Here is an 11,631-nt window from a genome sequence, read left to right on the forward strand (position 1 = left end):
AGGCGGGGGCGCCGCGTTGCCGGATACTATAGGCGGTATATCGGCAAAGGCTCAAACCCCGAGCCCCCGCGTCCGCCCCAACTGCCACGAGACTGATCCACCCTGCACGATGCCAGCAACCTCGCGGCCGATCTGGCGGTCGATTACTGGCCGCCATGGGACGAGAGTGAACTCGTGGCTCTTTTCGATAATGGCGAACTTGCCGCTCGATAGATGTGCGGTCCCGGTGAACTTGCCAGTGACAGTTTCTCCATCGGCAGCCGCGCGGAATGGCAGCGCCTTGCTCCCGGCCATCTCCGCACCGACTCGGGCCACTTCCCGTTCCCGCAGATTGGCGAGCAGGTTTCGCCGATAGAAAATGCGTCCATTCTGCTGCCGCGTGGCATCGCCCTGTGCGATATGATGCTCACGGCGCTGATCCATCGCCTCGCGCACCTGCTGGCCGAAACCTGCCGGGGTAAAGGCCGAAGCGTCCGGCATAACCAGTCGTCGGTCCAACCAGGTCGCACCATCGGCGCCGATCTGCTTTTCCAGATCGAAGGTCGAGACGACACGGATGCTGGCCTGCCGGTTGCGACCGGCATCATAGGCGGTGGCGCGGCTCTCGAAGTCATCGGGGATGCGCCACTGGTCAGCGTCGATCCGCTCAGCGATGCCGGCGCGGCGCAACGCCTCCAGTCGCCGGACATGGGCATCGACATAGCCCTCGTAATCGCCGCCCGGTATACGTCCTTCGAACTTCGCCTGTTCCAGATGGCGGCTCGGTCGGTAAATACCGTTCTCCGAGATCGCAGCGATGGTGCGATCAGAGGGACGTTGTGCTGTATCGGCGGGACCGACTTCCACGATGCTGCCGATCCGGGCATCCTCGACGCGGGCCGGATCAATGCCGGGAAGATGGTGTGTTCGTCCGTCGATACCGTCCACCACGAGCGTCAGGCTCTCGCCCATCTCGTCGGTGAGATATTTGTCCACGATGCGGCCAGTGATGGGCGCCGCAGGTGCGGTATCGTGAAGCTGGAACGTCATCGGATCGCGCTCCAGCCCGTCGGCCTTCAGCGCCTTGTGCATGTTGCGGATGATGTCACCGCGCTCACCCAGTTCACGCAACGCCGGCTCCATCTTCTCGCCAAGCTCCCAGACGCCAGGTGCATGTTCCGTAGCCAGCCCCATCTTTTCCAGTTTGGCGAGACGGCGCAGGCGAAGCGTGCGATTGAACTGGCGGCGGGCATTTGCCGGTTCGTGGCGAAGATCGAGGAACCGTTCGTCAGCCTCCTCGGTCATAGCGCGGTCGATGCGGGTGAAGCGGTCCTGATCAATTTCGGCAGACAGCTTGCGGCTCTGCTCGATCTCAGTCACGGGGCCGAGTTCCAGCGTGGTCAGTTCGCTCGCCCGCTCACGAATGCCATTGCCGAGATAGTCGCCATTGATGACCAGGTTCTCGCCCAGATCGTCCTTGCCCCGAACGATGACATGGACATGGGGATGTCCGGTATTGTGGTGATTGACCGCCACCCAATCGAGTTTCGTGCCAAGGTCGGCCTCGATGCGGCTCATCAGATCGCGGGTGTGTTCGGTGAGGTCGGAAAGATCGGCGGCATCTTCGGGCGAAACGATAAAGCGGAACTGATGGCGATCGTCCTTGCCGCGATCAAGGAAGGCATCTCCATCGGCGCGATCCTCGGTCGCCGAATAGAGCTGGCCACGCTCGCCATCACGCGAGGTTCCGTCTCGCTGGATATAGCGCAGATGGGCAGCCCCTTTGCCGTTCTTCCCCGCGCTCTGAACGTACCGGGTTTTGACGACGACGCGGCGCACTCCGGTCGCACTGTGACGCCAGCCGCCCGACAGGGTTCTGGCGCGGACAAAGGCCGCCCCACGCCCACGCTTGACGCCCGGACCTTTGCTCGCCCGCGATGCCTTCCCGCTCTTTCCGGCCGAACCAGATGAAGACGACGAGGACGTCCGTGATGCGAATGATGATGATCGACCGGGACCGTTGCTATGCTGACGCGCCAGCTTCTTCGCCTGCGTCAGAAAGCTCTTCGCCTTGCCCCCCTTCGGCACGTCGGATTTGATCCGGCCAGGCCTGGGGCGAAAGCGGTTCTCGTCGTCGGCGCTCATGAGCGCATCCCATGCCGTTCAGGCACGCAAACGGCTGGTATTCGCCCATAGTGCCGGTCAAAACCCAGTAAAGCCAAGGCTTTGCGCCACATCGCGGCACGCAAGGCCCGGAGGCAGGGTGCCGTGCGCCGCGCCCCAAAACAGTGTGCAGACAAGGGCTTGCCCAGAAACCGGCCCGACACGGTGCCGGTTTCCTTTATCTTGCCCTCCGCCTTCCCTGCCCTTTTTGCCCTTCCTGCCGGGAATGCTGCCAGGCGCACCCAAGCCTGACTGCACACCGGAAATGGACCGAACGAGCGCGTAAACGCCATGCTCATGGCTTGTCGCCATTGCTCGCACGGGCCACGAATATGCCGCCGTCCTGCGGCTCCTGATCGACGGAATCGCGCAGAGGAACGGTTGCGCGGATGTCGCTTGACGGCTGATTGACCGCCGCCGAATTGCCGCCGGATTGCGCAACAAAGAGCGGAGCTTCGCGCCAATCCGGCGGTGGCGGCGGAACGATCATCGGCACATCAGGCGCAGTCGCACCGCCGAGAAGCGGTGCGAGCGTGGCGACATAGGCGCGTGTTTCTGCGGGCAAAGTGCGGCCGGTCGCCAGATGCTCGTCATAGCGACCGGGACCGGCATTGTAGGCCGCCAGCATGGCTGCGACATTGCCATAGCGGTCCCACATCTCGCGCAGATACGCTGTGCCTGCGAGGATGTTGTCGCGCGGATCGTAAGGATCGCGCCCGAGACCATGGCGGCTGCGCAGGCCCGCCCAGGTGTCGGGCATGACCTGCATCAGTCCCATTGCACCCGCCGATGAGATGGCGCGCACATCGCCCGCGCTTTCCACACGCAACACAGCCCGAATCCAGTGCTCTGGAATGCCGAAGCGCTGTGACGCCTCGGCAATGAAAGCAACATGGGGATGCGCGGTAACAGGCGCGGGTTGCGGCGTGACCTGCGCAAATGCAGGCGTCAATCCGCTGCCAGCCGACATAAGGGCCGTGAAGAGAAGAAGGGCGCGGGATCGCATGATCTCAGTCTCGATCTTCGTGGGGCCGCGGGCGGCTCCAGTGCAGCGACCATGACGAGCCTGCATCGTCGTCGCGGAACAGATTGGCGCGGATCGGCTGCGGCAAGGCGGGATCGTCAAGCAGCACCGAGAGATATTCGCCAGCCTTTTCGCCGGTGCGTTTCCATGCAGCGCCGACCTCTGGCCCGTCATGTTCAATGTAATGGACGCGATAGTCCGGCGCATTCTCCGCATCGGAATGCTCAGTGGGTACGATAACAAGATCGCGCTTCATGGTGAGCGTGACGAGCTGACCGGCGAAGCCGGATGCGTCACGCGCGAATTGACCGATCTGTGGCATGGTACATCTCCTGTGTTGGTGGATTTGGCGTGGGTTCAATGCGTGGCCGCCCGCCATTCGTAGCGGCCATCGCCTTCCTCATCGGTCCACAGCGGGAGCGCCCTGCCGATGACGGAACTGGCGGGAACAGGTCCGAAGTAACGGCCGTCGAGGCTGTCCCGGATGTCCCAATTCATGAGGAAGAGTTCACCCTCGCCGATGATGCGGCAGCCCTGCCAGACCGGCAGATCGCGGCCCATACGGTCGCGCTCCAGTGCGTCCCCCATCTCGACATTATCGACGGTAATGGTCGCACCGTTGCGGCAGACGCGCTGTCCTGGCAGGCCGAGGACGCGCTTCAGCAGCGGCACGCCGCGTCCGATATAGCCGCGCTCGACCATGGACTGCTCAGACGGCATGATGGCGACCAGTTCGGGAACTTCGAGCGCATTGGCGGGAGCAACTGTGTAGAAGCCGATGGGCGCGCTGGCAGTCGCATTCCAGATCAGCCGGGTTGGCAGATCGGCAACCGCCGTGGCGACAAGTGTTCCGACAGCCAGCATGGACACCGCGAGAGTATGACGGCGGCTCATGGCGCAATTCTCCGGCGGTTGACCCACGCGGCATGGCGCTCCGGGGTGTAGGGATTGGGTTCCTGACCGGCACTCAAGCGGTTGTGGACGTGCCGCCAATGGTCCGGCGCAACATCCGCCGGATCGACGCCAAGCGCGTCCACGGCATCAATCAGGGCCAGCACCCGCTGGACTTGTCGCCAGCCATCATTACGCAGCAGGATCTCGCCGCCAGGACGAACGAAAGGCACGGTCTGGTACGGTTCGCCGCGACCAACGGCGCGCAGGATGTCGAGTCGCGAGACGATGGTGCCGTAATCGTTGGAGGCCCAGCGGACGAAGGCGAAGATGCTTTCGGGCGCAAAACCGATCAGACTGCGGCGGCGGTCGATGATCTGTTCAAAGCTCTTGCGGCCGAAGCGTATCCAGCGCTCGACCTTCCTCTTCTGGAAGGTCAGTTCGACCAATGTGGTGAACGGTGCAGGCCCGTCCGCCTGCGGATGTTCATGAGCAGCGCGCACGGTTTTGCCGGTCATGACTGATCTCCTTCGATGGGTGGAAACTCGCGGACCAGCAGCTCGCGCAGCATCACGGCGACGGTGACACCGCGGCGGAAAGCGGCAACCTTGATGCGCCCGCGCAGTTCGGGCGCGATGTCGATGGTCAGGCGGGCGGTGAACGCCTCCGTAGCCGTCTTGCCGGTTGCCGGCGCATCGGCGGCTCTGACCCAGCTATCGGGATTGCCCGGACGCGATGCGAAGCCGGATTTGACGGGCGGACGTGTCATGGCACGATCCTCCCGACACCGAGGCCATTGATCTCGGCCGCCAGCGCTGTGACCTCCTGTGCGGCCCGTTCGCCGCCATCTGTCTCCAAGACCAGCCGTCCGGTCTGTGCGGCTTCGGCGAAGGCGACACGCTGGCCGACCGTCGTGGCCAGCAAGGGCGGATCATGTTCGGCCAGTGTCTCTGCCGTTTCGCGGGCGATGACGGTGCGCGCACCGCATCGGTTCAGCAGAAAACGGGAGGCCAGTTCAGGGCGATAGATGCGGGCTTCGTTCAGAAGCGCCAGCATCTCGGCGGAGGCCCAGCCGTCGAAAGGAGATGGCTGCACCGGGATCAGCACCAGATCGGCAGCAAGCAGCGCAGAGCGCATCAGGCCAGCGACACGGGGCGGACCATCAATAACGACATGATCGGCGTCACGCGCCAGCTCCGGCGCTTCCCTGTGCAGGGTATCGCGGGCAAGGCCGATGACGGCGAACAGCCTTGGCAGCCCTTCATGGCTGCGCCGCTCCGACCAATCGAGTGCGGAGCCTTGCGGATCGGCATCGATCAGGATGACCCGCTTGCCTTGCGCAGCCCAGGCTCCGGCGAGATGCAGCGCCAGCGTCGTCTTGCCCACGCCGCCTTTCTGATTGAGGAGCGCAACAATCATCGCCGTCCTCTCGGTTTGCCGAGAGGAAGTTCAGGCGTGCTTGTTGACGCGGGCGATCCCTGCTTTGGGGGTGTCAGCTTGCCTTTATGGGCACCCGATCTGAGGGCCGCACCAGCCTTCGCGATGAGCTTTTCCACATCGCGCCGCCGCTCTTCAAAGTTAGATTCTGTGTTAGACTCTAAGTTAAGGGCGCAATTTTCGCTTTTATTACCGAAGGATAGGAGGTGTTTGGGTTCCCGATAGCACGAGCCTCCGGTTCCTGATGGCACGATAGTCCGGGTTCCCGATAGCACGAGGCTATCCACAGGTTTTCCACAGGCCGGGACAGGCTCGAAAGCGAGCAGCATCCGGCCGCCGGTTTCGACCTCGGCGAACAGGGTGTAGCCGGGCAGTGGCTGGCGGCGGATAATGTCGCGCAGCTCGAAGGCGAAGCGCTTGAACGGCGACAGACTGCCCGATTTCTGGTGCAGGTGACGGAAGTCGAACCGCCAACCGTTTTTCTGCCGCCCACCATGCTTGCGCACCAGGCGATAGAGCCAGCGATCCAACCCGCCGGTCAGATTGAAATAGGCCCGGTCGATGGTGAGGATCAGGGCGTCATCCAGAACCGCACTGTAGAACCAGTCGGGCACGATCATCTCGATGCCGTCCGGGCGGCCATTGGCATCGGTCCGCTCGTGCCATTCGTTGATCCACGAAAAGCGATGTCGCCGTCCATTCCCGCGCTGGCGGATCGAGGTTGCAACCGTGGTCGATTGCAGCCGGTCCAGCGCCGCCTTCAGGCGCTGATAGTCCCTCAGGGAGGTTCCGCGCCCTGTGAATGTCAGGATTTCATAGGGCGTTGCCGCCATCAGGCGCGACGTGCGCAGACCGGCGTCCCGCGCTTCAACAATCTGACTGGCCGCCCAGATCAGAATATCGGCATCCCAGATCGTCGCCATGCCGTGATCGGGAACAGCTTCGACACGGATCGAGACATTGCCCAGGGCAAAGTCAATCGGGCGGATACGGTGCGATTTAGAAAGGGAAAAGAAAGGATAGGCCATGAGATCCTGCGCGTCTCGTGGAGCGAATTCACCGGGAAGCGTCCGAAACAGATCGAGTTGTCCGCGTTCCGAGGCGGATGGATGCTGCGCTGCCATCAGAGGGTGACAACCACGTTCAGCGCGTGATGCGCTTGGGCGAGGTGAACGCGGTCGGGGGCAGAGGTTTCGCCGGGAGAACCTGTCCGCGTGGGTCCGACGTGGAGGTGACTGATCCGCGCGCAACCCAGGCTGCGAGATCCTCGACCGAATAGACAACGCGGCCGCCGAGCTTGTGATAGGCAGGTCCGGTTCCGTAGGTTCTGTGCTTTTCCAGCGTGCGCGCGGACAGGCTGAGGAAATCGGCAGCTTCCTTGGTGCGCAGGTAGCGTGGCGGCAAGGCGGCGAGATCAGGTCGCATGGGGTGGCCTCCGTGGTTGTGCAGGATGCCGCTGACGATCAACGGCATGACATGCGCACGGTGGCGAAGGCGCGGCGGCATGGGGGATGAGGAAGATCGAAGGGGTAAAATCCTCACCCTCGATCAGACGTCAGTGTCAGGGTTTGCGACGATGGCGCAAAAGGTCCTGATAACCGCCGTCGATCAGCGCGGCGGCAGATCGGACAAGGGCGATGACAGAGGCGCGCAAAGCCGATGTCTTCCACGGCTCAGCGCGAACGCGCGCCTCGCCGTAAATGGCGATGGCAATCTCACGATAGGTCGCGTGGTTGGCGTTTCCGTCGGCAGCTTGCATCATCAGGCGAAACCGCCGGCGCTGATACGGCGTCATCCTGGGGTCGCGGCGCGCGGGTCTCCCGGCCAGCATGTGCCAGAGCCTGAGAATGGCTTCGAGCCGATCCGGCAGATTTTCGTCAAGTGGCAGAATGATCGCCGGCTGCGAATTGGCATCGGTGTCGGCGAGGATCAGATATTGAACGCCGTCTCTGGCGTCAAAGACACCATATGTCCCCTCTGGTCCGCAGATGGCATCAGCAAGATCGACCGATAAGGCGGACGGAGAAGGCGGAAGAAAATCGGGCGCCGCCCCGAGCATCAGCACGTCCGGATTGGCAACAGGCGACCAGATGACCGGTTGGTCGAGCGCGGAAAAGCAGGGGTCTGCCGGGAAATCGCAACCCCCAGCGATGTTGGAAATCATCCGCAAAGGGAAGATGCCCGCTGCCTTGCGCTACAAGATCATCGAAACTGGCCTGATAGGAGGCGTTACGGCGCAGGCATTCCCAGGCGACACCCTCAACGGGCAGCGCATCGTAGAATTCATACTGGTCCTGGTCTCGCCAGCGGGATGTATCCGGCTTCATTGCTCCGCTCCTGGTTGAAACTGCACAGGTGGAGCGTGAAAGAATTGCGGCGCCGCTACCGAGATGGAAGCCGGAACGAAGACATGGGGTGATGCTCTGAGGGCATCACTGGTGCGACGGCGGCGAGGTCAGGTTCGATCTGTCGGATGACGCAGCAACTGGCGATAGCCGCTCTGTGTCATCCAGCGCGCGCGGGCCAGATGGCTGTCATGAACCTGCCGAGCGCGCACTGGTTCCAGGGCGGGGTCGATACCGAACAGAATGTTGACGGCTTCGGTCCATTCCGCACCATCGGCGTCAGCATCAAGCAGCCGCATGTAGAGTTTGACGTGCGCGCGATCATATTCGGTCAGCTCGTCGCCGACAGGCACGATGTCGTCAAAGGGGATGACTGCGGATGTCATGTCGAGGGCCGCCGCAGGGCGCAGGCCGCGGCGGCGGATTGATGATGCCGCCGGCGCCGGTCAGGCGTCATGGATCTGTCGGTATCTCTTCTCGTCTTGGTCATGAACCAGCAATACTCCTTGCCCGCGATCCGTGGACAGGAGAACAATCCCTGCTGCTTCAAGCGCCCGGCGCACCTGATCCCGCGTTGTCTCATACACCTCGAGCCGGTTCTCGGACTCAAGGCGTTTCAGGGCAGTCAGCGATATTCGGGCCTTGTCAGCGAGCGTCTCCTGCGTCCAACCCAGCAACGCGCGTGCGGCCCGCGACTGTCGAGCGGTGATCATGCATGATCACCTCCCATCGCGACCGGCGCGCATTCCAGAACTACGGCTATTTTAGTCGCCTTCGCCCGATACGCCATACGAAATCGTCGAATCTGGCCAGGGCGTTATCTGCACGGCTGAGCATGCAGCCCGACTGATTCGCCTGTATGCCGCAATTGCAGCACTTGTGCTGGCCGTAGCGTCGACCAGCGCAAGATGATCCCCAAACGCTCCATGGGAAATGGTAGTGATATGTTTGGAGATCATTTTTGTTGCATTCTACACCGGGTATGATACCCATCCAGATCAATGCGGCAAGAATGATCCGTAAAGGTATCACATGAAGGCGGAAGAAGAAACACTGAGGCTGATCGGCGACCATTTTCGCCGCGCGCGTCTTGCAGCGGGGTTGACCCAGGAGCAGGTGGCCGATCTTGCGGGCATTTCGCGCCCGCGCTACCGCGACATCGAGACGGGGGCAGCGGCCGCGCGCACCACGACATTGATCAACATTGCCCGGGCGCTTGGGCTGGAAATGATGCTGGTCCCGCAGGCGATGGTGCCCGCCATCGAGGCGCTTTTGCGCCCCGAGGCCGAGGATGATCATCCGGCCTTCAGCCCGCAACCGGAGAGCGACGATGACAGCCGTCCGTACCGCTGAGACCATCACCTCGCTGGACGTGTTCCTGAACAGTGCGAAGGTTGGCACGATCGTCAGGACGCCGGGCGATTTCAACGCCTTCAGCCTTGATCCGGCCTATCGCGCGACCGGCGGCATTCCGGTTCTGAGCCTGTCGCTGCGCGCGGCATCAGGGGGCCTGCGCAAGGATCCGCGACCTGTCGCAGGCAGCCTGCCGCCCTTCTTTGCCAACCTGCTGCCCGAAGACCGACTGCGCGAGGCGATGGAAAAGCACCATGCGGGCAATGTGCGGCCGGGGAATGATTTCGATCTCCTGGCAGCTCTGGGCGCGGACCTGCCGGGTGCCGTTCGGGTGCTGCCCAGTGACGGTCAACCGGGTATCGCGGCTACGGCTCTCCAAGGTCGGCCAAAAGCCCGCTTCTCGCTGGCGGGCGTGCAGATGAAGCTATCGGTGATGAAGAACACGGGCAAGGGCGGCGGACTGACCCTGCCGCTCGGGGATGACGAGGGCCAGTATATTGCGAAATTCCCCTCGACCGCCTTTCCGGGCGTGTCGGAAAACGAGTTCGCGAACCTCGCACTTGCCGAAGCAATCGGCATGGACGTGCCCGAGCGGGAACTGGTCAGACGGGACCAGTTCGAGGGGATTCCCGAAGAGTTCGAAACACTTGCCGAGGGGCTGGTCCTGCTCGTGCGGCGTTTTGATCGCGGGGCAGATGGGCAACGCATCCATATCGAAGATTTCGCGCAGGTTTTCGGCCTGTACCCGGCACGTAAATATGATGGCGCCGCCTCCCACGACATCGCCTCTGTGCTGAATGTGGCAATCTCGCCGTTCGCCGCGCTGGAGTTTGTCCGGCGGCTGACCTACTCGGTGGTCATGGGCAATGGCGACATGCATCTCAAGAACTGGTCGCTGATCTATCCGGGCGACGGCGACACGCCCACTCTTGCACCGATCTACGACATGCTTTCGACCGTTCCCTACATTCCGGCAGATGGGCTGGCGTTGTCACTGGGCGGCGAGCGGGCCTTCAAGGGCCTGGCCCCGGCCCGCTGGAAGACGTTTGCCAATCGGGCAAGGCTTCCCGAGCCAGCCGTGCTCAAGGCCGTTGTCGAGACGGTGAAACGCATCGATGCGAAATGGTGGACACTACCGGAACGCGAGGTGGTCCCCCCGCCCGTGCTGGAACGGATCGACGCCCATGTGAAAACCATGATCCCGATCCTGACCGGCTGAGCAGTTCCAGCCCGGACAGGTCACCGGGCCTGGCGGCTTTCCCGCGGGCACGGGAAAGGCCCCGACCTTGCGGTCGGAGCCTTTGTTCCGCGCCTCAGTCGCCGCGGCGACCGTTGGGGCGGGACCAGATGAGCGAGAAGGTTTCGCCGTCTTCTTCGTCGAAGAGGTTGGCGTAGATCGGAGCGTTGAAGCTCGGATCGTCCAGCTTGAGGCCCAGATAGTCGCGGCCCTCGTTGGAGCGCTTTGACCAGGCGGCGCCGATCTCGGCGCGGCCGACCAGAACCCGGTGGCTGGGGGCGTTCTCGCCGGTGGCGCGCAGGTCGGGAACGATGCGCACGCCCTTGGCCTGGACGCTGAGGGTGACGATTTCGCCGGTGAATTCGTTCGAGCCAGTCTTCTTGAAGGTGCCGATGGTTGCCATTTTAAGTCTCCGTTTTCCGTTTCCGAGCCCGCACCATTGCGGCCTCTATGGCGATCGACCGGCCGGAGACGAACGCTGGCGCACCCCGAACGGGGCTGGACAGCACAGGAGAAACTTTCTTGTTCCGCGCGGAATGGCGGCTCTGCCGTCAGGGGAAGAAAGTTGTGACGACGCTGTTGCGCTAAAGCGGTCGAAGCGCAACGCGCTGTTCTTCGGCCAGATCAGGCCATTGAAGAGGCCGTTTGGAGCGGTCGAGACACGGGGGCTGAACGGAGATGTGGCAACCTTGGGCTGCATCAGGATAACCAGATCGGCAACACCGGCCTTTTTGTCACCCCGCGTCTCAGGCCATGCGCATCTCTCTTTCCCGCCTGCCCCACCCGCATCGCCCCAACCGGGTTCCCGTCAGTCCGCGAACGCTGATGCCGACCGCCCTGCGCTCCTATGGGCCGCGTCTGTGCCTCACGCTGATTCGATGCATGCCCGCTGTCTGTCACCATTTTCCTGACGAAGACGGAAGATGATCCGCATCCGCTTCTGGTCGCCATCAACGGATCATTGCGGTTCAGGTGCGTGCAAAGCCGCCGTCCGCGTGGTCGGTTGCCGCCATGCCCGTAACGCGCAGGAACGCCGTCACGCCCACCGCAACCGCTCCGATCACCGAGAAGATGAGTTGCCATATCTCCGAGGGCATCATGTGCTTGACAATACCGAGCGTGGCGTAAAATCCGGCCATTCCCGCCGGAGCGACGAAGGCCAGAGCAATCAGCAGACGCGCCGTAACCGTCCGGGCTGACCG

General features: G+C 62.8%; 16 protein-coding genes and 1 pseudogene. 2 read left to right on the top strand and 15 right to left on the bottom strand.

All coding sequences use genetic code 11. The annotated features are described in order from the left end of the window. Positions 1-51 precede the first annotated feature (51 nt). From AZF01_RS24760 to AZF01_RS18505, 13 genes are all read right to left on the bottom strand, one after another. Positions 52-2,124 (bottom strand): relaxase/mobilization nuclease domain-containing protein, encoded by a 2,073-nt coding sequence (locus AZF01_RS24760; RefSeq protein WP_024707405.1) that lies wholly within the window; start codon positions 2,122-2,124, stop codon positions 52-54. Between the two features lie 313 nt (positions 2,125-2,437). Next, positions 2,438-3,214: a lytic transglycosylase domain-containing protein gene (locus tag AZF01_RS18450; RefSeq protein ID WP_371260651.1), complete on the bottom strand. Its 777-nt coding sequence runs from the start codon at positions 3,212-3,214 to the stop codon at positions 2,438-2,440. After that, positions 3,153-3,488, bottom strand: coding sequence for a DUF736 domain-containing protein (locus tag AZF01_RS18455; protein ID WP_024707407.1), 336 nt, complete (start codon positions 3,486-3,488; stop codon positions 3,153-3,155). The genes AZF01_RS18450 and AZF01_RS18455 overlap by 62 nt, the downstream gene beginning before the upstream one ends. Positions 3,489-3,523: 35 nt before the next feature. Continuing rightward, positions 3,524-4,060 carry a S26 family signal peptidase gene (locus AZF01_RS18460; RefSeq protein WP_061449816.1) on the bottom strand — a complete coding sequence of 179 codons (537 nt, stop codon included), beginning with the start codon at positions 4,058-4,060 and terminating at the stop codon, positions 3,524-3,526. Continuing rightward, entirely contained in the window at positions 4,057-4,575 is a 519-nt protein-coding gene (locus AZF01_RS18465) for a DUF2840 domain-containing protein (protein ID WP_061449817.1), read from the bottom strand. The genes AZF01_RS18460 and AZF01_RS18465 overlap by 4 nt, the downstream gene beginning before the upstream one ends. Then, complete coding sequence (locus tag AZF01_RS18470) at positions 4,572-4,826, bottom strand: hypothetical protein (RefSeq protein WP_024708785.1); 255 nt, start codon at positions 4,824-4,826, stop codon at positions 4,572-4,574. The genes AZF01_RS18465 and AZF01_RS18470 overlap by 4 nt, the downstream gene beginning before the upstream one ends. After that, a complete protein-coding gene (gene parA / locus AZF01_RS18475) occupies positions 4,823-5,476 on the bottom strand; it encodes a ParA family partition ATPase (RefSeq protein WP_024708786.1) in 654 nt (217 codons plus the stop codon). Before parA ends, AZF01_RS18470 begins: the two co-directional genes overlap by 4 nt. Next, a complete protein-coding gene (locus AZF01_RS18480) occupies positions 5,473-6,618 on the bottom strand; it encodes a replication initiator protein A (RefSeq protein ID WP_024708787.1) in 1,146 nt (381 codons plus the stop codon). The genes parA and AZF01_RS18480 overlap by 4 nt, the downstream gene beginning before the upstream one ends. A gap of 19 nt (positions 6,619-6,637) precedes the next feature. Beyond that, the gene (locus tag AZF01_RS18485) at positions 6,638-6,919 is read right to left on the bottom strand and encodes an AlpA family transcriptional regulator (RefSeq protein ID WP_010336149.1); all 282 of its coding nucleotides are present in this window, start codon (positions 6,917-6,919) and stop codon (positions 6,638-6,640) included. 136 nt (positions 6,920-7,055) lie between these two features. Next, a complete protein-coding gene (locus AZF01_RS18490; RefSeq protein ID WP_051424091.1) occupies positions 7,056-7,553 on the bottom strand; it encodes a DUF2285 domain-containing protein in 498 nt (165 codons plus the stop codon). Further along, positions 7,489-7,821 carry a transcriptional regulator domain-containing protein gene (locus AZF01_RS24535; RefSeq protein ID WP_244435579.1) on the bottom strand — a complete coding sequence of 111 codons (333 nt, stop codon included), beginning with the start codon at positions 7,819-7,821 and terminating at the stop codon, positions 7,489-7,491. Before AZF01_RS24535 ends, AZF01_RS18490 begins: the two co-directional genes overlap by 65 nt. A gap of 128 nt (positions 7,822-7,949) precedes the next feature. Beyond that, the gene (locus AZF01_RS23645) at positions 7,950-8,225 is read right to left on the bottom strand and encodes a DNA -binding domain-containing protein (RefSeq protein WP_081725814.1); all 276 of its coding nucleotides are present in this window, start codon (positions 8,223-8,225) and stop codon (positions 7,950-7,952) included. 60 nt (positions 8,226-8,285) lie between these two features. After that, positions 8,286-8,552 carry a helix-turn-helix transcriptional regulator gene (locus AZF01_RS18505; RefSeq protein ID WP_024708790.1) on the bottom strand — a complete coding sequence of 89 codons (267 nt, stop codon included), beginning with the start codon at positions 8,550-8,552 and terminating at the stop codon, positions 8,286-8,288. A gap of 319 nt (positions 8,553-8,871) precedes the next feature. On the opposite strand from AZF01_RS18505, the gene AZF01_RS18510 reads away from it, so the two are divergent. Together AZF01_RS18510 and AZF01_RS18515 are read left to right on the top strand one after the other, a co-directional pair. Next, positions 8,872-9,192 (top strand): helix-turn-helix domain-containing protein, encoded by a 321-nt coding sequence (locus tag AZF01_RS18510; protein ID WP_009450556.1) that lies wholly within the window; start codon positions 8,872-8,874, stop codon positions 9,190-9,192. Next, complete coding sequence (locus AZF01_RS18515; protein ID WP_024708791.1) at positions 9,170-10,411, top strand: type II toxin-antitoxin system HipA family toxin; 1,242 nt, start codon at positions 9,170-9,172, stop codon at positions 10,409-10,411. Before AZF01_RS18510 ends, AZF01_RS18515 begins: the two co-directional genes overlap by 23 nt. Before the next feature lie 94 nt (positions 10,412-10,505). Here the strand turns inward: AZF01_RS18515 and AZF01_RS18520 are convergent, their stop codons facing one another. Beyond that, a complete protein-coding gene (locus AZF01_RS18520) occupies positions 10,506-10,832 on the bottom strand; it encodes a DUF736 domain-containing protein (RefSeq protein ID WP_024708792.1) in 327 nt (108 codons plus the stop codon). A gap of 565 nt (positions 10,833-11,397) precedes the next feature. Continuing rightward, positions 11,398-11,622, bottom strand: a pseudogene (locus tag AZF01_RS18525) (hypothetical protein); the annotation flags it as partial. Positions 11,623-11,631 lie beyond the last annotated feature (9 nt).

The organism is Martelella sp. AD-3, assembly GCF_001578105.1.
Taxonomy (GTDB): Bacteria; Pseudomonadota; Alphaproteobacteria; order Rhizobiales; family Rhizobiaceae; genus Martelella.

Coding starts and splice junctions, on each gene's coding strand:
- AZF01_RS18520 (WP_024708792.1), bottom strand. CDS start 10,832: ATGGCAACCATCGGCACCTTCAAGAAGACTGGCTCGAACGAATTCACC.
- AZF01_RS18515 (WP_024708791.1), top strand. CDS start 9,170: ATGACAGCCGTCCGTACCGCTGAGACCATCACCTCGCTGGACGTGTTC.
- AZF01_RS18490 (WP_051424091.1), bottom strand. CDS start 7,553: ATGCTCGGGGCGGCGCCCGATTTTCTTCCGCCTTCTCCGTCCGCCTTA.
- AZF01_RS24535 (WP_244435579.1), bottom strand. CDS start 7,821: ATGAAGCCGGATACATCCCGCTGGCGAGACCAGGACCAGTATGAATTC.
- AZF01_RS18465 (WP_061449817.1), bottom strand. CDS start 4,575: ATGACCGGCAAAACCGTGCGCGCTGCTCATGAACATCCGCAGGCGGAC.
- AZF01_RS18450 (WP_371260651.1), bottom strand. CDS start 3,214: ATGCAGGCTCGTCATGGTCGCTGCACTGGAGCCGCCCGCGGCCCCACG.
- parA (WP_024708786.1), bottom strand. CDS start 5,476: ATGATTGTTGCGCTCCTCAATCAGAAAGGCGGCGTGGGCAAGACGACG.
- AZF01_RS18505 (WP_024708790.1), bottom strand. CDS start 8,552: ATGATCACCGCTCGACAGTCGCGGGCCGCACGCGCGTTGCTGGGTTGG.
- AZF01_RS18455 (WP_024707407.1), bottom strand. CDS start 3,488: ATGCCACAGATCGGTCAATTCGCGCGTGACGCATCCGGCTTCGCCGGT.
- AZF01_RS18460 (WP_061449816.1), bottom strand. CDS start 4,060: ATGAGCCGCCGTCATACTCTCGCGGTGTCCATGCTGGCTGTCGGAACA.
- AZF01_RS18485 (WP_010336149.1), bottom strand. CDS start 6,919: ATGCGACCTGATCTCGCCGCCTTGCCGCCACGCTACCTGCGCACCAAG.
- AZF01_RS18480 (WP_024708787.1), bottom strand. CDS start 6,618: ATGGCAGCGCAGCATCCATCCGCCTCGGAACGCGGACAACTCGATCTG.
- AZF01_RS23645 (WP_081725814.1), bottom strand. CDS start 8,225: ATGACATCCGCAGTCATCCCCTTTGACGACATCGTGCCTGTCGGCGAC.
- AZF01_RS24760 (WP_024707405.1), bottom strand. CDS start 2,124: ATGAGCGCCGACGACGAGAACCGCTTTCGCCCCAGGCCTGGCCGGATC.
- AZF01_RS18470 (WP_024708785.1), bottom strand. CDS start 4,826: ATGACACGTCCGCCCGTCAAATCCGGCTTCGCATCGCGTCCGGGCAAT.
- AZF01_RS18510 (WP_009450556.1), top strand. CDS start 8,872: ATGAAGGCGGAAGAAGAAACACTGAGGCTGATCGGCGACCATTTTCGC.